This is a genomic window from Murinocardiopsis flavida (genome assembly GCF_003014485.1).
In the GTDB taxonomy this organism is placed as follows: domain Bacteria; phylum Actinomycetota; class Actinomycetes; order Streptosporangiales; family Streptosporangiaceae; genus Murinocardiopsis; species Murinocardiopsis flavida.
In genome coordinates this window covers 156,994-178,068 of the sequence record NZ_PYGA01000012.1, presented here as the reverse complement: position 1 = coordinate 178,068, position 21,075 = coordinate 156,994, and the positions used below count along the sequence as shown (strand labels likewise).

Annotated in this window: 22 protein-coding genes and 1 tRNA gene; 12 read left to right on the top strand and 11 right to left on the bottom strand. The window is 73.6% G+C overall.

Annotated elements, in window-relative coordinates:
• The first annotated feature begins 339 nt into the window (after window positions 1-339).
• Window positions 340-846, top strand: a complete 507-nt coding sequence (locus CLV63_RS17735; protein ID WP_211301352.1) for an SRPBCC domain-containing protein — start codon at window positions 340-342, stop codon at window positions 844-846.
• 51 nt (window positions 847-897) lie between these two features.
• Here the strand turns inward: CLV63_RS17735 and CLV63_RS17730 are convergent, their stop codons facing one another.
• Window positions 898-1,701, bottom strand: coding sequence for a TetR/AcrR family transcriptional regulator (locus tag CLV63_RS17730; protein WP_106584245.1), 804 nt, complete (start codon window positions 1,699-1,701; stop codon window positions 898-900).
• A gap of 99 nt (window positions 1,702-1,800) precedes the next feature.
• Here CLV63_RS17730 and CLV63_RS17725 point away from each other — a divergent pair, with 99 nt between their 5' ends.
• Both CLV63_RS17725 and CLV63_RS17720 read left to right on the top strand, forming a co-directional pair.
• Window positions 1,801-2,823 (top strand): ATP-binding cassette domain-containing protein, encoded by a 1,023-nt coding sequence (locus CLV63_RS17725; protein WP_106584244.1) that lies wholly within the window; start codon window positions 1,801-1,803, stop codon window positions 2,821-2,823.
• Entirely contained in the window at window positions 2,820-3,644 is an 825-nt protein-coding gene (locus tag CLV63_RS17720) for an ABC transporter permease (protein WP_211301351.1), read from the top strand. Before CLV63_RS17725 ends, CLV63_RS17720 begins: the two co-directional genes overlap by 4 nt.
• Window positions 3,645-3,708: 64 nt before the next feature.
• On the opposite strand, the gene CLV63_RS17715 is transcribed toward CLV63_RS17720, so the two are convergent.
• From CLV63_RS17715 to CLV63_RS17705, 3 genes are read right to left on the bottom strand one after another with little or no spacing between them, the layout of a single operon-like run.
• Window positions 3,709-4,428 carry a hypothetical protein gene (locus CLV63_RS17715; RefSeq protein ID WP_106584243.1) on the bottom strand — a complete coding sequence of 240 codons (720 nt, stop codon included), beginning with the start codon at window positions 4,426-4,428 and terminating at the stop codon, window positions 3,709-3,711.
• Window positions 4,425-4,787: a PadR family transcriptional regulator gene (locus CLV63_RS17710; protein WP_106584242.1), complete on the bottom strand. Its 363-nt coding sequence runs from the start codon at window positions 4,785-4,787 to the stop codon at window positions 4,425-4,427. The genes CLV63_RS17715 and CLV63_RS17710 overlap by 4 nt, the downstream gene beginning before the upstream one ends.
• On the bottom strand, window positions 4,787-5,530 hold the full coding sequence (locus tag CLV63_RS17705; protein WP_106584241.1) for a CPBP family glutamic-type intramembrane protease: 744 nt from the start codon (window positions 5,528-5,530) through the stop codon (window positions 4,787-4,789). Before CLV63_RS17705 ends, CLV63_RS17710 begins: the two co-directional genes overlap by 1 nt.
• A gap of 220 nt (window positions 5,531-5,750) precedes the next feature.
• Here CLV63_RS17705 and CLV63_RS17700 point away from each other — a divergent pair.
• A tRNA-Lys gene (locus CLV63_RS17700) sits at window positions 5,751-5,823 on the top strand.
• Between the two features lie 122 nt (window positions 5,824-5,945).
• Here the strand turns inward: CLV63_RS17700 and CLV63_RS17695 are convergent.
• From CLV63_RS17695 to CLV63_RS17680, 4 genes are all read right to left on the bottom strand, one after another.
• Window positions 5,946-6,668: a CPBP family intramembrane glutamic endopeptidase gene (locus CLV63_RS17695; protein ID WP_106584240.1), complete on the bottom strand. Its 723-nt coding sequence runs from the start codon at window positions 6,666-6,668 to the stop codon at window positions 5,946-5,948.
• Window positions 6,669-6,825: 157 nt separating this feature from the next.
• Window positions 6,826-7,470, bottom strand: a complete 645-nt coding sequence (locus CLV63_RS17690) for a GPP34 family phosphoprotein (RefSeq protein WP_106584239.1) — start codon at window positions 7,468-7,470, stop codon at window positions 6,826-6,828.
• A gap of 172 nt (window positions 7,471-7,642) precedes the next feature.
• Window positions 7,643-8,359, bottom strand: coding sequence for an ABC transporter permease (locus CLV63_RS17685; RefSeq protein WP_106584238.1), 717 nt, complete (start codon window positions 8,357-8,359; stop codon window positions 7,643-7,645).
• Window positions 8,360-8,435: 76 nt separating this feature from the next.
• On the bottom strand, window positions 8,436-9,320 hold the full coding sequence (locus CLV63_RS17680; protein ID WP_106584237.1) for an ABC transporter ATP-binding protein: 885 nt from the start codon (window positions 9,318-9,320) through the stop codon (window positions 8,436-8,438).
• 165 nt (window positions 9,321-9,485) lie between these two features.
• On the opposite strand from CLV63_RS17680, the gene CLV63_RS17675 reads away from it, so the two are divergent.
• The 3 genes from CLV63_RS17675 to CLV63_RS17665 are packed head-to-tail and all read left to right on the top strand — an operon-like array spanning window position 9,486 to window position 11,461.
• Window positions 9,486-9,698, top strand: coding sequence for a hypothetical protein (locus CLV63_RS17675; RefSeq protein ID WP_106584236.1), 213 nt, complete (start codon window positions 9,486-9,488; stop codon window positions 9,696-9,698).
• A 23-nt stretch (window positions 9,699-9,721) separates the two neighbouring features.
• Window positions 9,722-10,840 carry a sensor histidine kinase gene (locus tag CLV63_RS17670; RefSeq protein ID WP_106584235.1) on the top strand — a complete coding sequence of 373 codons (1,119 nt, stop codon included), beginning with the start codon at window positions 9,722-9,724 and terminating at the stop codon, window positions 10,838-10,840.
• Between the two features lie 18 nt (window positions 10,841-10,858).
• Entirely contained in the window at window positions 10,859-11,461 is a 603-nt protein-coding gene (locus CLV63_RS17665; protein WP_106584234.1) for a response regulator transcription factor, read from the top strand.
• Window positions 11,462-11,501: 40 nt separating this feature from the next.
• Here CLV63_RS17665 and CLV63_RS17660 read toward each other — a convergent pair whose 3' ends face one another.
• Complete coding sequence (locus CLV63_RS17660) at window positions 11,502-12,437, bottom strand: LysR family transcriptional regulator (protein WP_106584233.1); 936 nt, start codon at window positions 12,435-12,437, stop codon at window positions 11,502-11,504.
• 180 nt (window positions 12,438-12,617) lie between these two features.
• Between CLV63_RS17660 and CLV63_RS17655 the strand changes: the two genes are divergently transcribed.
• Both CLV63_RS17655 and CLV63_RS17650 read left to right on the top strand, forming a co-directional pair.
• Window positions 12,618-12,965 carry a DoxX family protein gene (locus CLV63_RS17655; protein WP_106584232.1) on the top strand — a complete coding sequence of 116 codons (348 nt, stop codon included), beginning with the start codon at window positions 12,618-12,620 and terminating at the stop codon, window positions 12,963-12,965.
• A gap of 319 nt (window positions 12,966-13,284) precedes the next feature.
• Window positions 13,285-15,300 (top strand): Flp family type IVb pilin, encoded by a 2,016-nt coding sequence (locus tag CLV63_RS17650; RefSeq protein ID WP_106584231.1) that lies wholly within the window; start codon window positions 13,285-13,287, stop codon window positions 15,298-15,300.
• A gap of 4 nt (window positions 15,301-15,304) precedes the next feature.
• Here CLV63_RS17650 and CLV63_RS17645 read toward each other — a convergent pair whose 3' ends face one another.
• Window positions 15,305-15,664, bottom strand: coding sequence for a hypothetical protein (locus tag CLV63_RS17645; protein ID WP_106584230.1), 360 nt, complete (start codon window positions 15,662-15,664; stop codon window positions 15,305-15,307).
• Between the two features lie 226 nt (window positions 15,665-15,890).
• Window positions 15,891-16,943, bottom strand: a complete 1,053-nt coding sequence (locus tag CLV63_RS17640; RefSeq protein ID WP_170134251.1) for a LacI family DNA-binding transcriptional regulator — start codon at window positions 16,941-16,943, stop codon at window positions 15,891-15,893.
• Between the two features lie 203 nt (window positions 16,944-17,146).
• On the opposite strand from CLV63_RS17640, the gene CLV63_RS17635 reads away from it, so the two are divergent.
• The 3 genes from CLV63_RS17635 to CLV63_RS17625 are packed head-to-tail and all read left to right on the top strand — an operon-like array spanning window position 17,147 to window position 21,002.
• Window positions 17,147-18,313 (top strand): ABC transporter substrate-binding protein, encoded by a 1,167-nt coding sequence (locus CLV63_RS17635; RefSeq protein ID WP_106584228.1) that lies wholly within the window; start codon window positions 17,147-17,149, stop codon window positions 18,311-18,313.
• Window positions 18,310-19,824: a class I adenylate-forming enzyme family protein gene (locus CLV63_RS17630; RefSeq protein WP_106584227.1), complete on the top strand. Its 1,515-nt coding sequence runs from the start codon at window positions 18,310-18,312 to the stop codon at window positions 19,822-19,824. The genes CLV63_RS17635 and CLV63_RS17630 overlap by 4 nt, the downstream gene beginning before the upstream one ends.
• Before the next feature lie 8 nt (window positions 19,825-19,832).
• Entirely contained in the window at window positions 19,833-21,002 is a 1,170-nt protein-coding gene (locus CLV63_RS17625) for a CaiB/BaiF CoA transferase family protein (RefSeq protein ID WP_106584226.1), read from the top strand.
• Window positions 21,003-21,075: the final 73 nt, after the last annotated feature.

Below are 21,075 nucleotides of genomic sequence, written 5' to 3'. Positions count from 1 at the left end.
GTACGTGCCCCCGTCTCAGGTGGGTCACGGCACCCGGCCGTCCTGAGGGGCCGGCGCTGGATGGACCGGATCCGGAACCGGTTCTCGGAGTACCGATTGTGGGCCCGGCGCGCCCGCCGCCACAAGTGATGTCGTCCGCAACGGCCATGTCCGGCCATGTCGGAACCTGTCCCTCGCCCGCCTCGTCCGGCCGTCACCGCTCCGAGGCGGCCGACAACGGACCGGTGCGGGCGGCGCGGTGCGCCGGCGGCGATCCTGGTCCACCAGGCGCGGCTGCCGGACTGAGCGCCGATTCGGGTTGCGCGCCGGTGTGCCGGGTAGCTGGCGTAGCGGACGCGTGTGCGCGGCGGCCGGGCCGCGCGCGTCCTCCCCACGGGCGACGGCGAGGAGGCGGGGCCGATGCTCCCCGACCGGTTGGATCACGAGATCGTGGTGGCGGCCCCGGTGCACCGGGTGTGGGCCGCCCTCACAGAGGGCGACCAAGTCGCCCGGTGGTACGCCTTCGACGGCGCCGAGATCACGGCACGGGACGGCGGCTCCCTCGTGTTCCGGTGGGCCGAGCACGGCGACTTCCACGGCCGGGTCGTGGCGGTCGAACCCGAGGCGTTCTTCTCCTACCGGCTGGCGGCCTTCCCCGGTGCGGCACCGGCGCCGAGCGGGTCGACCCTTGTCGAGTTCACCCTGCTGCCCAAGGGCAGCGGGGTGCGGCTGCGCGTCGAGGAGAGCGGGATCCGCGACCTCGACATGCCCGAGAAGGAGCAGGCCGAGTACGCGGCCGCCGCGGCCCAGGGCTGGGAGAACGGCCTGCATCTGCTGCGCGCCCACGTCGAGGCGGAGTGCGACTGACACGGCCCGTCCCGGTGCGGGCCGGGCGGCCGGCCCGCGGGGCCCGCCGGGCTACCCGGCGTCGGCTTCGCGGGCGCGGGCTTCGACGAGGCGCTGTACCCCGTCGAGGAGGAGGCCGAGGCTGAAGGAGAGGTCGTATTCGGCGTCCTCCTCTGCGGTGGAGTCGGCCACGGAGAACGCGCCGGCCTGCACGGCGGTGGAGAGGCTGGGGAAGCGGTCGGCGGTGATCAGCCGCTGGAGGAAGCCCTCGTAGTCCCTGTTGATGTCGGAGACCTCTGCGGGGTCGCCGTCGCCGTAGCCGCTGAAGTCGACGTGCAGCTTGGCGGTGCCCTGCACGTAGTTGTGCAGGGTGAGGATGACGCCGAGCTTCTCGGTCTCTGACAGCCGGGTGGGTTCGAGCACCTTCAGGCCGGCGTCCAGCCAGCGCAGGTGGTTGGGGGCGAGCGGGGGCCCCTTGGCGTTGATGTGCAAGGTCCAGGGGTGCCGCAGCAGGAGTGCCAGGTACTCGCGGCACCAGGTGTCGAGGCCGTCGCGCCAGCCGGGGCCGGGGGCGCCGCCGCCGAGGTCGGCCGGCTGCGGCATCCGGCCCGTGACCGCGTCGACCATCAGGGCGAGCAGGTCGTCCTTGCTCTCGACGTGCCGGTACAGCGCCATGGTGGTGACGCCGATCTGCTTGGCGACGCGGCTCATCGAGACCGCGGAGTAGCCGTCCGCATCGGCGATCCCGATGGCGGCGTCGATGATCTGCGCGAGGTGGACAGTGGGCCGCGGGCCCTTGCGCGGGGCCTCGGTGAGGCCCCACAGCTGCTCCATGACGCGGGTGATGCCGTACTCGCCGCTGTTGCTGCTGCCCATGGCCACCTTGCGTTCGTCTGCGGGTTGACGACCATCCTATTACTGTGTATATCCTACACTAAGTTTACGACATACACAGTAAATGGAGGGAAGGTTCGTATGAACGCGACTGCCGCGGCCCCACGGGCCCGAGCGGCGGCAAAGGCCGTCGGCACCGGTCCCGCCGCAATCGCGACAGCAGGCCTGCGCAAGTCCTACGGCGCCGTGACGGTGCTCGACGGCATCGACCTCACGGTGCGGGCGGGGACCGTGTTCGCCCTGCTGGGCCCCAACGGCGCGGGGAAGACGACCATGGTCAGGATCCTGACCACACTGCTGCCCCCCGACTCCGGCACGGCCGCCGTCTTCGGCGCCGACGTCGTCCGCACCCCGGAGGCCGCGCGGCGGCACTTCAGCCTCACCGGGCAGTACGCCGCAGTCGACGAACTCCTCACCGGCGAGGAGAACCTGGTGATGATGGGCAGGCTGAACCACCTCGGCGGCGCGGGGGCCCGCCGGCGGGCGGCCGAACTGCTGGACCGGTTCGACCTCGTCGACGCGCGCAAGCGCCGGGTGCGCACCTACTCCGGCGGCATGCGGCGGCGGCTCGACCTCGCGATCAGCCTCATCGCCGACCCGCCCGTGATCTTCCTGGACGAGCCGACCACCGGCCTCGACCCCCGCAGCCGCCGCGCCGTGTGGGCGGCGATCGCCCGGCTGGTCGAGTCCGGCAGCACCATCTTCCTGACCACCCAGTACCTGGAAGAGGCCGACCAGCTCGCCGACCGGGTCGCGGTCCTCCACGGCGGCCGGGTGGTCGCCGACGGCACACCCGCCGAACTGAAGGACGGCATGGCGCGCACCCTTGTCGAACTGCGGTTCGCCGCCGACGACGCCTACGGCGCCGCCGCGGCCCTCCTGTCGGGCCCCGATGTGCGGGCCGAGCCTGAGTCGCTGGTCCTGCGCGTCCCCGGCGCGGGCGACGCCGCACAGGTCAAGCACCTCCTCGACCTGCTCGAAGCGCACGATGTGCACATCAGCCGGCTGACGCTGAGCGAGCCGACCCTCGACGAGGTGTTCCTCTCGCTGACCGACCCGGCCGCCCACCACTCCGCCGCCGACACGAACCAGGACGCGACATGACCGCCACCGCCACCGCGCCGCCGGCACCCGCCCCGCCCCCGCCGCCGCGGCACGGCCGCCTCTACTGGGCGGCGGCCGACACCGGCGTCATGATCGTGCGCAGCCTGCGGCAGGTCGCACGCCAGACCGACGGACTGCTCATCGCGGTGATCCTGCCGGTCACGCTCATGCTGCTGTTCGTCTACGTGTTCGGCGGCGCCATCTCGACCGGCACCGACGCGTACATCGACTACGTCGTCCCCGGCATCATCCTGCTGTGCTCGGGCTACGGCGCCGCGCTCACCGCGGTCAGCGTCACCGCCGACATGACCGAGGGGGTCATCGACCGCTTCCGCACCCTGCCGATCATGAGCTCGGCGGTGCTCATCGGGCACGTCGTCGCCAGTCTGCTGCGCAACACGTTCTCGACCCTGCTGGTGCTCGGCACTGCGCTGCTCATGGGGTTCGACCCGAAGGCCGGGCCGCTCGAATGGCTCGGGGCCGCCGGTGTGCTGCTGCTGTTCGTGCTGGCGATGTCGTGGCTGTCGGTGGTGTTCGGGCTGCTGGCCAAGTCCCAGGAGGCCGCGGGCGGGTTCACCTTCTTCGTGCTCTTCCTGCCCTATGTGAGCAGCGCGTTCGTGCCCACCGACACCATGCCGGCGGCGCTGGCCTTCTTCGCGGAGAACCAGCCCATCACCCCGGTCACCGAGAGCGTGCGCGCCCTGCTCATGGGCACGCCGATCGACGGCAGCCTGCTGCCCGCGATCGCCTGGCTGACCGGCATCACCGTGGTCTCCTACACGCTCGCGACCACCCTGTTCCGGCGGCGGGCCGCCCGGTGACCGCGCGGCGGGCGCCGGGCCGGACGGTGGCCCGGAACGCCGCCCGCCGCGCTCCGACCCGCCGTCAGCGGGCCCGCCGGTCGCGCCAGAACGCGACGAGGGCGATGACGGCCAGCGGGAGCCCGCCGCCCACGGCGATGCCCGTGATGAAGCCGAGGGCGTCGGCGGGGTCGCAGCTCTGGACGGCCCGCACCGTGCCGACCGCGCCGACCGCGAGGACGAGCACCGCGACCAGCAGCAGGAAGCGCCGGCTGAGGAAGTTGCGCCGGCCGGGCGGCGGCGGTGGCGCGTCGAGCGCCGCGGCGGGGCCCACACTGGCCGCCTTGGGGCGCTTGTACCAGGCCCAGATCACCCAGGTCCCGCACAGCTCCCAGCCGTCCGGGGCGAGCCGCCGGTCCAGGTAGCCGTGGCCGTGGACCGAGACCATCTCGCGCCGGTACTCCCAGCGTTGGAGCAGCTCGGGGTCGCGGCGGCTGACGAACCCTCCGAGCGCGTCGACCTTGTCGACCTCCCACCCCTCGTCGCCGAACCGGTTGAGGAGCCGCTCGTCGGCGTAGATGTCGGCGGTCCACCGCCAGGTCTCGACCCCGGGGTCCGGGGCCGCCGGCCCTTCGTCCGCCGCCAGCTGGTCGGCGAACGAGGCCGCCGGCCCGAATTCGGCCTCGGGGTCGGCCTCGGCCTCGGCGGCGTAGGCGGCGAGGTCCTCGACCGTGGCCTCGACTCGGTCCGGTGGCAGCCCTTTCGCCGCGAGGCGCGCGGCGAGGTCGTCGAAGTAGCCGATCATTCCGCCTCCTTGCCGAGCACCGCGTTCACCGACGCCGCGAACCCGAGCCACAGGCCGCCCTGCTCCTTGAGCGTGGCGCGGCCGTCATGGGTGAGCCGATAGTAGCGGCGGCCCGGCCCCTTGGCGGCGGCGCGGAACTCCGCCGCCACCAGTCCGGCCTCCTCCAGGCGGTTCAGGACGGGGTACAGGGTGCCGCCCTTGATCTGGCCGAACCCGGCGTCGACAAGGGACTTGGCGATCTCGTAGCCGTAGCTCTCCCCTTCGGTGAGGTGCGCGAGGACCAGCAGGTCGAGGACGCCTTTGAGCCAGCTCGCGCGGCGGTCGCCGACGGCGCGGGCGCTCTTCGCGGGTTCCGCCATCAGGCCGCACCGGCCTGCGGCTGCGGCTCGGTGTCCTCGGGCGCCGGGAGGAACACCAGGTCGCGCAGTGAAAGGAGGGTGTGGAAGACGATGGGCAGCAGCAGGCTGCCGGTAAGGAGGTACAGCGCGGTGGGGGCGAAGCCCATGAGGGCGAAGGCGACGACGCCGGTGCGGCCCTGGTAGACACCTGCCAAGGCGAAGACCGCCAGCGCCAGCGCCGCCGCGACGTACAGGTTCAGCCCCAGCACCCCGACACCGAACGCGATGAGCAGGCCGCGGTAGAGGATCTCGCCGACCACGCCGTCGAGCACCGCGACCGCCGTGGCCATGCCCCGCTCGGTGGCCGTCCGCGGCAGCATCGCCTCGACCTTCTCCAGTCCGGGGACGGGGTGGCCCTGCCGGGCCCGCCGGCGGAGGCCGATGGTCACCCACACGACGACCGCGACGATCGCCGCCGCCAGCGCGACGCTGAACACCAGGTCATCGGGGAGCCGCAGGCCGACGTCGGCCGCTGCGAGCCCGGGGGAGGCCGCCACCGCCGCGCCGATGAGCACCGCGACCACGCACCAGAAGGCGATCGTCTCCGCGTAGTAGCGGATCAGCGCACGGGGGTCGTGGGGCCGTCTCTGCCGCAGCCGGTCGTACATGCGGTGCCCGAGCAGGGGCTCGCCGATCGCGGCGTAGGCCGCGAGCAGGCCGGCGAGCACCATGCCCGTGGTCGAGAACTCCGGCGTGATCGTCATCTGGACTCCTCCGATAGCAATGCTCCTCCGCTACCTAGACGATAAAGCTATCTAGTTAGAATAACAACCTATGTAGCACCGGATCTTCGCTCGGCCGCGCCCGAGCGGCGGACCCCGCCCATGCGCCCCGGAGCCCCGCGACAACCTGCTGTGCAAGCGGTGCGGGACTCCGGTAAACTGGCCCGGATCCACGTTTTGCCTGGTCAAACAGGCCATTCATGGGCCGTTAGCTCAATCGGCAGAGCAGCGGACTTTTAATCCGCGGGTTCAGGGTTCGATCCCCTGGCGGCCTACCGGCAACGAAACGACCAGGGCGTTCACCTGGAAAGGTGAACGCCCTTCACCGTCCCCGGCCTCACGGGCGAACGGCCGTCACCAGCGGCATGTCTGCTGCCGCAGGTGGATTCATCCGTCGTCAGACGGGGCCGGTGGCTCCGGCGAAGAACGCGTACAGGGGCAGCACCATGTTGTTGACGGCGTGGACCGCCACCGCGGGCCAGATCGATCCGCTGCGGCGCATCAGCTCGGCGGCGATGATGCCCACGATGATCGCCACGGGCAGGACGATGTTGATGCCGTGGCAGACGGCGAAGATCACCGAGCCGGACACCACACCGACGACGGGCCCGTAGCGCAGCAGGGCGTTGGTGATCACCCCGCGGAAGAGGAACTCCTCGCCGATGGGCGTGAGCACCGCCAGGAACAGCAGCGTCAGCAGCATGGGCAGCACGCCGCCGCTCGCCGCGTCGTAGTACATGCCTTGGGGGTCGGAGCCGAAGTCGGTCAGCGCCGTGATCGCCGAGACCACCACGTACTTGACGACGAGGGCGAGCAGCCCGCCGAGCACGCCGAGGAGCATCCAGCGCCAGGTGGTGCGGCGCACGCTGAAGGCGCCCCAGGAGCGGATGCGGATCAGCGCGGCCGCAGCGAAGCCGGCGAGTCCGGCGACGCCCGACCAGGACGCCACGACGAGCCCGTAGCTCACCGGCCCCAGGTCCAGGCCGAGCGGGCCGAAGGCGAGGAGTCCGGTCGTGGCGGCGAACATCGCGACCAGGCCGACGATGATCTCGGGCCAGCCGGGACGCGGGGCGGTCGGGGTCGACGCCTGCGGGTGCGGATCGGGGTGTGCGGTGGCCATAGCGGGGCTCCGTGTTCTCGTTGTCTCGGTCGGTGCTGCGGTGCTGCGGTGCTGCGGTGCTGGGGTGTTGCGGCACCGCGGCACCGCGGCGCCGCGGTGCTGGGTTGCCGCAGCACCGCGGGGCCCGGGGGCGCGCCGTGCGGGGGCGCGGCGCCGACTAGTACGAGGCGCCCCGCCCGGTGGCCATGACGGCCGCGCGGATCGCTATGCGGAGTCCGGGGACGGCGGTGTCGAAGCGCTCTTGGATCGCCGTGAGCATCGGCCGGTGCGCCGAGCGCTCGCCCGGGGTGAACGCCGTCCAGATGTCGCCTTCGGCGGCGATCGCGGCCAAGGCCGCGTCACCGAAGGGGACCGCCGCAGCGTCGTGTCCGGCGAGGACCGCGTTGCGCGTGTGCTCGCGCAGCACGCGGACCTGCTCCGGGTGGCCGAGGGTGACGGTGCGGGTGGGGAAGATCCCCAGCGCCCGGCCGCGGTCCACCGTGATCGTCCCGTTCGCGGTGAGCTGTTCGCGCACCGCCTTCTCGGCCTCAGCCGCCCTGAGGTAGACGGCGGAGTTGAAGTGCCGCGGCTTGTCCGGGGACACATCGGCCAGTACGTCGGCGAGGAACGGGTCTTCCGGTGGCCGGGCGGTGGTGCGCTCCGCCGTGGCGTTGTGGACGCGGAGCTGCCCGGCGGCGGTCAGCTGGGCCAGCGCCGCGGCGCACAGCAGCTGGCCGCGGTACGCGATGCTGACGGGATCGAACCTGTTCTGGTCGATGTCATAGCTGAGCAGGTAGAGCCGTTGCGGCAGGGTCAGGTCCATGTCGTCCTCCGAAGGCGTCGCTGTGCGCGGATCGTGCAACGATGACGGCAGACCGTGGCGGGGCTCGCCCCACTGGCGGCGTGTCGCCCCGCCGACCGCGCGATTGCGATGGCGGGGCCGCTCGCCGTCCCCTGGTGCCCGGCGTCCTGCGGCCGGGCCGCGGCCGGGGGCGTCATCGGCGCGGCTCCCAGCGGAAGACCTGGGTGGCCAGCGCGATGGCGACGGCGACCCAGCCCAGCGTGGGCACCAGCAGGATCAGGGAGTCCGCGATGGGAACGCCGCCGTTCCAGGCGTTGACGACCAGCTCGCTCGCCGAACCGCCGGGCAGCACCCGCTTGAGCAGGGTGAGCTCCTCGGTGCCGGTGAACCCCACCCAGCCGGCGACGACGAGGGTGCCGACGAGGATGGGCAGCGTGGTCACCTGGGCGTGTTCGGGGGAGTTCGTCAGCCCGGCCGTCGCCAGCCCCAGGCCGAGCATCATGGCCACCGTCGCGAGGACGGCCCCCGCGAGGAGGAGGGGGTCGGCCGGCCCTCCGGCCACAACGGCCAGCACGGCCAGGATCGCGGTCACCTGGGCCAGCGAGATGGCGGTCACCGGGAGCAGCAGTCCGGCGAGGATGCCCGTGTCGCCCGCCGCGGTGGAGCGCAGCCGCTTGAGGAAGAGGTTCTGCCGGCGGGCGGCGAGCGTGGTCACCGCGGTGGTGTAGAGGCTCATGGCCGCGATGAGGAACATCAGCACCGCGGCGACCGCCCCGCGATCCAGGCCCGGGACCTTGTCGTACAGGTAGATGTACCCGGCGCCGGACGCCGCGGGGATGACGAACATGGTGACCAGAACCAGCCGGTTCCGGAAGATCTGGATCAGCTCGCCCAGAGCGATCGAGAGCATGGTGAAGGTCCTTGTCGTGCGGGCCCGGCGGGTGTGCTGGGCGGGTGGGCCGGGTGGGTTGGGCCAGGCGGGTGGGCTAGGCGGTACCGATGGAGCGGAAGACGTCGTCGAGCCGGGTCGGCCCGGCCTGGAGCTCCCGGAGCTCCACGGCGTGCTCGTGGGCCCAGCCGAGCAGGAGGTGCAGGTCTCGTTGCAGGCCGAACGTCTCGATCAGGAAGGTCTCGCCGCTCTCGCGCGCGGCGTCCAGGGGCGGCGGCGGTGCGGTGTCCGGCAGGGAGAAGCGGATCTCGGCCGGCAGGGTCTGCGTCAGCTCGAAGACGGTCCCCTCCTTGTGGAAGGCGCCCTTGTGCATGAGCCCGATGCGGTCGGCGCGCTGCTGGGCCTCTTCGAGGTAGTGCGTGGTGAGGACGATGGTGGCGCCGTCCTCGCGCAGCCGGTCGACGGTGTCCCAGAGGTCGTCCCTCGACTGGATGTCCAGGCCGGTGGTCGGCTCGTCCAGGAAGACCAGTTCCGGCGCCCCGTACACGGCCGTCGCGAAGTCCAGCCGCCGCTTCTCGCCGCCGGAGAGCTGGGCGACCTTGGTGCCCGCCTTGCGCGTGAGTCCGACGGCGCCGAGCACGCGCTCGACCGTGTCCCTGCGCCGGGTGAGGCTCCCGATCAGCCGGATCGACTCGCGCACCGTCAGATCGGGGGAGAATCCGCTCTCCTGGAGCATGATGCCCATCCGGGGCCGCACGGCGCGGCGGTCGCGCGGGCTCTGGCCGAAGACCCGCACGGTGCCCGAGGTGGCGGCGCGGTGGCCTTCGACGGTCTCCAGGGTCGAGGTCTTCCCGGCGCCGTTCGTGCCGAGCAGGGCGTAGAGCTCGCCCCGGCGCACCTGGAAGGTCAGGTCCCGCACGGCGTGGAAGTCGCCGTAGGTGAGGTTCAGGCGTTCGACGTCGATGACTGGCGTTGAGGACATGTGTCCATTCCAGCCGCCGGCGCGCTCGACCGGCAGTGGGACCACGTCACCACCTCGCAATGACGTTTCTCCGGGTGAAGGCATGACGCGGTGTCACTGGTGGTGGAGCGGGGCCGGGACGGATCCTGGGGGCAGCCCCTGCCGTCCGACCCCGGAGAACCGCACATGGACACCCGACCCCCGAGCGTCCCGCCGGCGGCCGCCGAGGCGGCCATGGCGGCCCGCGCGGCGTTCTCCGGCCGTGGCCGCCGCACCTACGCTGACCCCATGGCCCCCTTGTTCGAGAACGCCCCGCGGCCGTCGCCGGCCGCACCGGCGCGTGCCGCGACGATCCCCCTGCCCGGCCCGGACGCGCGGCAGCCGGCCGGCGACCGGTGAGGCCGGCCGTGGAGGGGGACCGCATGGCGTCCGAGGAGACCACCGAGGAGGCGCAGGGGCAGCTGCGCGCGCTCAACCTCAACATGGTGACCGCGTCGATCTCGACCGTCGGGGCGCTCCTGATGGCGATCGGCGCCGAGACCGCGGGGCAGATCGCCGTGCTGGGCGTCGGCCTGATGGCGGCGCTGATCGCCATCACGCGGTGGGGGGCGGGCCGCCTCCTCGTCTCACTGTCCTGCCTGCTCGTCACCGCTGCCGTGTGGACCTTCGGCGTGCTGCTGGTGGACAACGCGACCCCGGCCTACAACTTCGCCCTCGTGGGCGCCGTCGTCGTGCACCAGATGCCGCGCCACCGCCGCGCCGTGATCGCGGGGCTGGCCGCCTTCGTCGCGGCGGTACTCGTCGCGCGGCTGGCGGTGTCGGACTGGGACTTCGCCGAGGTCCTGCTCAAGTACCTCGTCGTCACCGTCGGCGTCGGCGTGTCGGGGGTCGTCCTCGCGTTCCTGCACCAGCGGGTCTCCGTCCTCATCATGGAGCTGGAGCGGGCGCGGGAGCGCGATGCGGAGCTGGCCGTGGTGCGCGAGCGCATCCGGTTCGCCAGCGACCTGCACGACATCCAGGGCCACACCCTGCACGTGGTGAAGCTGAAGACCGCACTGGCGCAGAAGCTGCTGCACAGCGACATCGGGCGGGTCGAGGAGGAGCTCCGGGAGGTGCACGCACTCGTCGGCGACACCATCACCCAGACGAAGGAGCTCGCCTACGCGCAGCGGCGGCTCAACCTGTCGGCGGAGCTGGAGAACGCGAAGAACCTCTTCAGCGCGGCGGGCATCCGCGTGCGCGTCGACCGCGAGGGCGAGGCCGGCACCGGCGCGAGCGAGCTGCTCGGCCAGGTCCTCAGGGAGACGACGACCAACATCCTGCGGCACGCGCAGGCGGAGCAGGTGGAGATCACCCTCTCGGAGTCGGGTATCTCCATCGTCAACGACGGCGCGCGCGAGGATGCGCCGCCGGAGTTCCGCGGTCTCGCCACCCTCAGGGACCGGGTGGCGGGCGAGGGCGGCCGGCTCACTGCCGAGCAGCAGGACGGGCGGTTCCTGACGGCGGCGGAGTTCCCCCCGCGACCCGACGCCGCACGTTAGAACACGGAAGGACGACCGATGACCACCGTGGTGCTCGCCGATGACGAGGCCCTCCTCCGCAAGGCGCTGGCCGCGCTGCTCCCGCTCGAGGACGAGATCACCGTGCTCGCCGAAGGAGAGGACGGCTCGGAGGCCGTACAGGCCACGCTGTACCACCAGCCCGATGTGCTCGTCATCGACCTGGAGATGCCCGGTGTCGACGGGCTCGAGGCGGTCTCGGCGATCCGCCGTGCGCGGCCGGACCAGGTGATCCTCATGCTGACCCGGCACGCGCGGCCCGGTGTGCTCCGCAAGGCGCTGAAGCTCGGCGTCCAGGGCTTCGTCAGCAAGTCCGCGGAACCGGCCCACATCGCCTCGGTCATCAAGGCCCTGCACGGCGGCAAGCGGTGGATCGACCCGGACGTGTCGGCGCTCGCCGTCATCGACGACTGCCCGCTCACCGACCGCGAGGCCGACGTGCTGCGGGCGACCGGCGGGGGGTACTCGGTCGCCGACATCGCCGCCCAGCTCCACCTGGCGGAGGGCACGGTGCGCAACTACCTCTCCAACGCGATGCAGAAGACCCAGACGCGGACCCGCCACGAGGCGGCGCGGTACGCCCGCGAGCACGACTGGCTGTAGCCGCCGCCGGGGCCGCGGTCCACAACCGCGCGCCGGCCCCTCAGCGCGCGTCCGGCCGGGGGCCGGGGCCGTCCCCGCTGCGCTGCGGCGCCGCGGCCGCCAGGCAGCAGCGGACGAAGTCCCGGACGACCGGGTCGGCGTCGTCGGCCGGCGCCCAGGCGACGGCGACCGTGCTGGGGGCGACCCCGCTGAGGGGCCGGTACACGATGCCGGGGCGCGCGTAGAAGCGGGCGGCGGATTCGGGGGCGAGGGCGATCCCGTAGCCGTTGGCGATCGCGCCGAGCCAGTCGTCGGGCCGGTCGGCGATCGCCCCGATGCGGACCGGCCTGCCGTCGCGCTCGTCGGCCGCCAGCCAGTAGTCCCGCCATCGGCCCGTCTCGGGCCGGGCCGCCACGAACGGCTCGTCCCACAGCTCCCTGAAGGCGATCAGTTCGCGCGTTGCGAGCGGGTGCGCCGCGGGCAGCGCGACCCAGCGGGGCTCGGTGAACAACGGTTCCACGCGCAGCGCGTCCTGGCCGGGGAACGGCAGCCGCAGCAGGGCGGCGTCGACGTCGCCGGCCGCGAGCCCCGCGGTCGGGTCCGACCACGCCGCCTGGCGCATCTCGACCCGCCATCCCCGCCGAAGCCGGGCGAACGCCGCGATGACGTCCTGGGTCGCCTCATTGGCGCCGCTGGCCATGGCGCCGAGCTTCAGCACGCGGGCAGCCCGCCCGGCCGCGTTCGCCGCCTCCCGCCGCGCCCGGTCCCACGCGGCCAGCAGTTCGGGCACCCGCTCCGCCAGCGCGCGGCCCGGTGCGGTGAGGGACATCCCGGCCCGCGACCGCGTGAACAGCGTGGCGCCGAGCCGGGCCTCCAACTGCCGGATCTGCTTGGTCAGCGCGGGCTGCGACACGAACAGCCGGTCGGCCGCGCGGGTGAGGTTGCCCTCCTCCGCCACGGCCGCGAAGTAGCGCAGCAACCGGGTGTCGACATCCATGCCGCCAGGTTATGGACGCAGGTATTGGACGCCGATCCGGGGTGCGGTGAGGATCGATCAGGAGGCGGGCAGCGGCCCGCCGCCAGGAGGCGCCCACTGCTGCGGACCCCGGCCGCACCCCGCCGCACCCCCGCCGGCCAGTGGGCGCCTCCGTGTTCCCGATCGAACGGAGACCACGGTTTGTCCACTGCCTACGTCGTCGTCACCGCCCTCACGATCGCGGCGAACGCCGGTATCGCCGCCGCGGACCTCGCACGCGTCCGGTTCGTCTACGCCAACGCGGCCGAGGTGGGCGTCCCGCCGTCCTGGATGCCGCCGCTCGCGGCCCTCAAACTCGCGGGGGCGGCCGGGCTCCTGCTCGGCCTCCTGGGATTCGACCTCATCGGAGTCGCCGCGGCGACCGGACTCGTCCTGTTCTACGTGGGCGCGCTCGCGTCCCACGTCCGCGCCCGCGTCTTCCACAACATCGCCTTTCCCGGCGGCTACTTCGCGCTGGCCGCCGGGTCCCTCGCACTCGCCCTCGTGTGAGGGCCGCCCGGACGACCGCCCGAACCGCCGCCTGGAGCGGTGTCCCGGACGGCCGCCCGGGGCGGTGTCCCGGGCGGCGCCGCCGGATTGAGCCCACAGGCCCATGCCGCCCGCGCCCCCGAGTTGGTAGCTTCCAGCGATCTGATGATCACCGGCCCAGCGATCCGGCGCCGTGCGGGTCGCGGAGCGCGGTGCACGAGCGGTGCGCGCTCCTCGACCCCCCTTGCCCTCAGGCCCTGCCACCAGCGGACGACGGCCCCGTCTCCAAAGGTGGACCGAACGTCGCTCCCGGGTGTCCCGACCGATTCCAGGAGCCCCCTTGCTGAAGCGCATCCACGACCCTGAGCGCGGCGCGGGGGCCGTCGAGTACGCGAGCGTCATCGTGCTCGTCGCGGCGATCCTGGCCGGGCTGATCATGGCGGGCGTACCCGCGAGCGTCACCCCCGCCGTCGACGACGCGCTCTGCGCCCTGACGGGCGGCCCCGAGTGCGACGAACCCGACCCCGGCGCCCCGCAGCAGGCGAACGAGGCCGGCGCCCACCCCGCCAAGGCGCCGGTCGACGACGACTGGCAGGTCCCCTTGGACGAACTCCCGTCGGCGAAGAGCGGCGCAGGGAAGGACGGCGGGGACGGCGGCGACTCCGGCGAGGACAAGGGCATGTGGCGCCCCCCTGAGGACGAGGAGTGGTTCGAGTTCGACGACCGCGGCGACTACAACTGGGACTGCGGGAAGGTCTTCGACGTCGCCTGCAAGATCGGCGGCGGGTTCAGCGCGGGCGGGCGGGACATCTTCGACGGCGCGGCCTCGGCGGCCTGCCTGGTCCACATCTGCTCCCACTCCGGCTTCAAGGACACGTGGGGCGGTGCCACGCAGATCTTCAAGCAGAGCCCCATCACCACGGGCAAGCAGATGTGGAAGGGGTTGACCGACCCCCTCAAGGAGGACTGGCGGAAGGGCGGCCCGGGCAAGGCCATCTCCCACGGGGTCCCCGCCGCGGTCGGGGGCCTGCTCAAACCCTTCAAGCTGCTGAAAGACGGCGACGGCGATTCGGACAAGAAGGAGCCGGACAACAAGAAGGGCGGCGACAAGCCGGCCGAGCGGCCGGGCAAGCGCGCCAAGAAGCTCCTGGACAAGGCCCGCAGGAGCGCCGAGCGCGGCGACACCGAGGCGGCCGATCGCGCCGTCAAGGACGCCCAGGACACCATCGACAAGGAGCGGAAGCGGGCGCGCGCCGAGGGCTGCCCGGTGTCGGCACCCGGCGGCGGCGTCCGCAGCGGCACACCGATGGTGTCGGCGCCGGTCGGCGCCCTGCTCCTCGCCGACGGCTGCGACGAGGGCGAGCAGTTGGCGCGGGACATCGGGGTCAGCGGCGACCGCGAGATCGACCGGATCCTCAAGGAGGAGAAGAAGCGCAGCGACTTCTACGGCACGCGCAAGGGCAAGGCGGCGGCCAAGCAGGTCAAGGAGCTCGACAAGATCGTCGACGAGACCCAGGCCCTCGCCGACTCCGGCGACGTCAAGGCGGCGCGCAAGCGGGTCGACCAAGCAGAGGCGCTCGTCAAGGACCTCCAGCGCAGGGCCCGCAAGGAGAAGGACCCCGAGCGCAAGCGGCTCCTGGAGGACGCCGTTCGGACCGGCGAGGCCCGGTTGCAGCGCACCCAGGACTTCGCGCGCACCGCGGCCGTCGTCGACCGGTTCGACGGCATCTATGCGTCGGACCCGCGGGTGCAGGCCGGTGACCAACGGGGCAAGCAGATCCTGAAGGACGTCTGGGACATGTACACGCCGGTGATCGACTACGAAGGCACCGGTCCGCCCCGCCTCGACACGGCCAAGCGCGGCGCCGACGGCGAGACCGGGCGCCCCGTGCTGCACATCGACCGCTCGCGGTACAACAGCGAGACCGAGATCTCCGGCGCGGTCGCCCAGGCGCTGCTCCTCGAACGTCACGGCTACCACCAGAAGTCCTCCACCGGTCTGCGCAACATCGCCGACATCCGGAACGACGGCCACAACGAGTCGGACCGCCGGCGGTACGTCGAGAGGTCCATCGAGGTGAACACCGACGCCTACCGCGCCTCGGTGCACATGCTCGCCCGCGACGGAATCGAACCCGCCAACGTCGGCGATCCGGTCCTCCGCGGCGTCTACGAGAATGCCATCGAGTACGCGGACGACATGGCGGACGAGCCGGACCGCACGCGTGAGGACCTGATCGTCGAGGGCGTGCGCGACTCCATGTACCAGCGCAACGACGGGCTCGGCGGCAAGACTCCCGCCGACTCGTTCATCGAGGAGTACGACGAGGCGATGCGCGACCGCAAGGGCGACTGACCCGTCAGGCGGCGAAGAACCGCCGCGCGCTCGCGCGGAGGATCAGCACCAGGCCGACCACGGGGAAGACCAGCCCGATCACGGCGAGGGGGTCGCCCTGGGCGAACCTGCCGATCTCGCCCAGCAGCATCAGCACGTGGACGGCGACGATCGCGGCGCGGACCCACCGCTCCGCCCGCGGCAGCCGCAGGGCCGCCACCACGCAGATCGCGGCGAGGAGGGCGTAGGGCAGGGAGTAGCCGAGGGCGAACGCGTCGCCCTCGCCCAGGGCCGCCACGACGTTGAGCAGCAGCACCACGGCGACGGCCCAGAGCAGCACGCGCTGGGCGAGCAGGGACCTGGGGAGGGGGCGGTGCGGGTTCATGCGGCCTCCAACGGGGACGTCGGCGGCCCCGAGGGCCGGGCGGCAAGGGCACCGGGGGCGGACAACTGGGGCGAACCGCTCCGATGCCGGGCGCCGGGGGCTGCGCACCGCATGCGGGAACGGGGTGACCACGCGATCACCCGGATATGAGACCACATACCGGGACGCCGTGCCGCCCACCCTCCCCGGGCGCGATGTCCGCCCGTGCGTAACGCGGCCGGGGTCCTCAGCGCGGGGGCGCGGTGGATCCGCGGACGAGGAGTTCGGGGGGCGGGTCGTCGATGCGCTCGTGCCGGACGGGTGCGCCGTCGAGGAGGCGGAGGATCGCCGCGACGGAGCGCCGTCCGAGCTCGCGGAGCGGCAGCCGGACCACGGTGAGCGGGGGCGACAGGTGGGCGGCGAAGAAGACGTCGTGCACCGCTGCGATCGAGAGGTCGCCGGGGACCCGCAGCCCGGATTCGCGCGCGGCGGTCATGGCCCCGACCGCGCTCAGGACGTTGCTGACCACGACGGCCGTCGGCGGCGCCGGGCCGTCGAGGAGCCGGGGCAGCGCCGCGGCCCCTTCGTCGGAGGTGTGCCCGCCGCGCAACTGCGGGCCTTCGGGCAGCCCGGCCCCGTGCAGGGCGCGCCGCCATCCGCGGACGCGCGACTCCGAGCGGGCCTTGGGCGTGCCGAGTTTGAGGTGCCCGATCGCGGTGTGGCCGAGGTCGATGAGATGCCGGGTGGCGAGGTGGCTCGCCGCTTCGTCGTCGAGCGCGACGCTGGCGATGTCGCCGCGGGTGCGGTCGTTGACCAGGACGAGGGGCAGGCGGGCCGAGGCGATCCGGGCGATGATGCCGTCGGCGGTGCCGCTGCCGCGTTGCAGCAGCAGCCCGTCGATGCGGTTGCCGCGGACGACCTGCTCGAACATCGCGTCGTTGCGGGCGAGTTCGGCGGCGTCGGCGAGGAGCAGCGCGTAGCCGGACGCCGCGGCCTCGGCCTGCGCGCCGGTGAGGATCTCGCTGTAGACGGGGTTGCTGGTGTCGTGGACAGCCATGCCGAGGATGCCGGACTCGGAGCGGCGCAGGGCGCGGGCGACCTCGTTGGGGGTGTAGCGCAGGTCGGCGGCGACGGCGAGGACGCGTTCGCGGGTGTCGTCGCGGATGCGCAGGGTGTCGTCGCCGCGCAGGAGCCGCGACACCACCGCCGGGCTGACGCCCGCGGCGGCGGCGACGTCGGTGATCTTCGCGCGGCCGTTACCCGGCCGTGATGGGCGGGCGGGTTGACGCTTGTCGGGCACGGCTGGAAGCATACCGGCATCGATAAATCGATTTACCAAACGGCAGAGCAGACGCGGGAACGGCGGCGGCGTCCCGGATCTCCGCGGCGGCCCGCGCCGCGGCCCGCGCCGCGGCCCGCCGCGCCCCGCCGGGCCCCAAGGTCCGGCGGCGGCCGCCGGACGGGGATCCCCGGCGGCGCGCCGAGCGACAAGGAGGACACCGCATGACGGTCCTGAAAGGCATGGCCTGGTCGCATCAGCGCGGCGTCGGCTGCCTGCGCGCGGTCTCCGACGCGTACGCGCGGCGCACCCCCGGTGTGCGCATCACCTGGGACGCGCGGTCCCTGCGCGACTTCGAGGACGTCCCGATCGCCGCGCTCGCCGCCGAGTACGACCTGATCGCGATGGACCACCCCTACGTCGGGCAGGCCCACGCCGCCGCCGCGCTGGTGCCGCTCGACACCGTCCTGCCCGCTGCCGTGCTGGCCGAGCAGCGGCGCGACGCCGTCGGCCCGGGCTACGACGGGTACACCTGGGCCGGCGGCCAGTGGGCCGCCGCCATGGACGTCGCGGCGCAGGTGTCGGCCTACCGGCCGGACCTGCTGGCGGGGATCGGCGTCGACGCCCCGCCCCGCTCCTGGGACGGGGTGCTGGACCTGCTGGCGTCGCTGCCGCCGGGGCTGCGCGCCGTGCTCCCGGCGAACCCCACGCACCTGCTGGCGAGCCTGCTCACGCTGTGCGCGCAGCAGGCCGGCGGGGCAGCGGGGTGGCTGGGCCCCCGCGGACTCGACCCCGAGGTCGCGGTGCCCGCCGCCGAGCGTCTCCTGGCGCTGCTGGACCTGGTGGACCCGGTGTCGTTGCGGACCGACCCGATCGGCGCGCTCGAATCGATGTCCGCCGGTACGGCGGTCTGCTACGCGCCGATCGTGTTCGGGTACGTGAACTACGCCCGCCCCGACCACCCCGGCGCCGCGGTGCGCTTCGCCGACATCCCCTCGCCCGACGGCGCACCGGCCGGGTCGCTGCTCGGCGGTGTCGGCCTCGCCGTCTCCGCCGCGAGCACGGGGGTCGCCGCCGCCGCGGAGTTCGTGGCCCACGTGGCGGGCGCCGACTGCCAGCGCGGCGAGTACGTGCGCGCGGGCGGCCAGCCCGGGAGCCGGACCGCGTGGACGGACCCCGAGGCCGACGCGGCGTGCGGCGGGTTCTTCGGCGCGACGCTGGCGACGGTGGACCGCGCTTACGTCCGCCCGCGCGACCCGGTGTACCCGGTGGTGCACCGGCGGGGCGGTGCGGCGGTCCACGAGCTGGTGCGGCAGCGGGCCGAACCGGCGGCGGTCGTACGGCGGTTCAACGAGGTGTGCGCGGCGCTCTACGCGGACGCCGGGCGATGACCACCCTGGCGGGGCTGGTCGCGGCGGCGCACGGCGAGTTCGCCGCGCTGCCGGCGGTGCACACGCCGGCGGGCGCCGTGACGTTCGGCCGGCTCGGCGCCATGGCGCGGTCGCTCGCCGCCGGGCTGGCGCGGCGCGGCGTGCGCCCCGGCGACCGGGTGCTGATCGCGCTGCGCAACAGCCCGGAGGTGCTCGCCGTTGAGCACGGGCTCTGGCTCGGCGGGTTCGTGCGCGTCGCCGTCGGCACCCGGCTGCACCCGGCCGAGGTCGCCGGGATCGCCGTCGACTGCGCGGCGGCGGCCGTCGTCTGCGAGCCGCCGCTCGCCGCGGCGCTCGACGGACTCCCGCCCGGCTGCCGGATCCTCGCGCGGGGACCCGACCTCGACGGGCTGCTCGCCGCGGCGGCCGACCCGCCCGAGCCGCGCCGCGACCCCGCCGAACTCGTCGCGCTGATGTACACCTCGGGCAGCACCGGGCGGCCGAAGGGCGCCAGGGTGACGAGCGGCGCGTGGGTCGCGATGCTGGCGGAGATGCGCCGCGCGCTGCCGCGGTTCGGCCCCGGCGACGTCGTGCTGCATGCCGCGCCGATGAGCCACTTCGGCGGGTCGGTGGGGTCGGCGTACACGCTCGCCGGTGCCGCCGCGGTGCCGCTCGACCGGTTCGACCCGGCCGCAGCCGTGGCGGCGGTCGAGCGGTACCGGGTGACCGCCGTCGCGCTGGTCCCCACGATGCTGGAGCGGTTGACGGCGGCGGCGCGCTCCGCCGCCGCCGATGTCGGGTCGCTGCGCGCGGTCGTCTACGGTGCGGCGCCGATGCCGTCGGCGGCCGTCGACCGCGCACGTGACGCGTTCGGCGACGTGCTGCACCAGTTCTACGGGCTCAGTGAGGCGCTCGCCCCGCTGACCGTGCTGCCGGCGGCGGACCACGCGGCGGACGCCGGCGAGCGGCGGTCGTCGATCGGGCGGCCCGTCGAATCGGTCGAGGTTCGGATCGTCGGCGGGGACGGCGGCCCGGTGGCTGCGGGCCAGACCGGCGAGATCGCCGTGCGCGGCCCGCAGGTCATGTCCGGGTACTGGCGGGACGGCGCCGGGCCGCGCCCGGTGCGCGACGGCGGCTGGTTCCGCACCGGCGACCTCGGCCGCTTCGACGGCGCGGGGTACCTGCACCTCGCCGGGCGGCGCAGCGAGGTGATCATCACCGGCGGGTTCAACGTCCACCCGGCAGAGGTGGAGCAGGCCGTCGCCGCGCTCGACGGCGTGGCGGAGGTGGCGGTCCTCGGCGTGCCGGACGCGCAGTGGGGAGAGGCGGTCGCGGCCGTCGTGGTGCGCTCGCCCGGCAGCGCGATCACGGCGGCCGACGTCCGCCGCTCCTGCGCGGACCGGCTGGCGGGGTACAAGAAGCCGCGCCGCGTGGTCTTCGCCGCGGAGCTGCCGACGAACAGCACGGGAAAGGTCGCCAAAGGGCGGCTCCGGTCGCGGCTGGCGAGCCGCGGTGACAACGAGGAGGAATAGCCGTGCCAATGGCACTGGAGGGTGTGCGCATCCTCGACTTCACCCAGATGATGCTCGGCCCTTACGGGACGCAGATGCTGGCCGACCTCGGCGCCGACGTGATCAAGGTCGAGCGGCTGGACGGCGAGTGGGAGCGGGGCCTCAAGTTGCAGGGCGGCCTCGTCGGGGGCGACTCGGCGGCGTTCCTGGCGATGAACCGCAACAAGCGCTCCGTCGCGGTGGACCTGTCGTCGCGGCCGGTCCGCGACGCCCTGCTGGAGATCGGCGCGGGCTGCGACGTCGTCGTGGAGAACTTCCGCCCCGGCGTGCTCGACCGCAAGGGGCTGGGCTACGCGGACTTCCAGCGGGTCCGGCCGGACATCGTCTACTGCTCCGGGTCGGGCTGGGGCCAGGACACCCCCTACGCCAGGGAGGGGCGGCCGGGCCAGGACCTGCTGATCCAGGCCATGTCCGGGCTGGCGGCGAACGGCGGCCGCAGCGGCGACCCGCCCACACCGGCCGGCACGGCGGTCGTGGACGCCGCGACGGCGCTCACCCTCGTCAACGGGATCCTCGCCGCGCTCATGGCGCGGGTGCGCCACGGCATCGGCCAGCGGGTCGAGGTCGACCTGTACTCGACGGCGATCGCCTTGCAGTGCCAGGAGATCTCCTCGCTGGTGAACCAGGACGCGGAGTTCTCGCGCTCGGCGGCCGGCGTGGGGCAGGCGTGGCTGGACGCGCCGTTCGGGATCTACCGCACGGCCGACGGCTGGATGGCCGTCGCCATGGCGCCGCTGGAGGTGGTCGGGCCGCTGTTCGGCGTCCCGGAGGTCGCGTCGATGGACTCCTGGGGCGCCCGCGACGACGTCAAGCGGCGCATCGAGGAGCGCACCGCGCTGCGCCCCACTGAGGAGTGGCTCGACACGCTGCTGCCGGCCGGCGTGTGGTGCGCCCGCGTGCGCGGCACCAAGGAGGCGGTGGACGAGCTGCGGGCCGACGGTTCGGACCTGATCGTGCGCACCCGGCACGCCGCAGCGGGCGACATCGAGCTGATCGGCTGCCCGATCCGCATGTCGGAGACCCCGTGGCGGCTGCGGTACGCGCCGCCGTCGATCGGCGAGCACACAGCGGAGGTCCTCGGCGAGGTGCTCGCACCGGGCGACCTCGCCCGGCTGCGCACGGACGGGGTGATCGCGTGACGTCCGGGGCGGGCCGGCTGCGGCGGGCGGGGCGGCCGCCGCGCGCGGCCCGCGGCGCCGTGCCCGGTGTCCG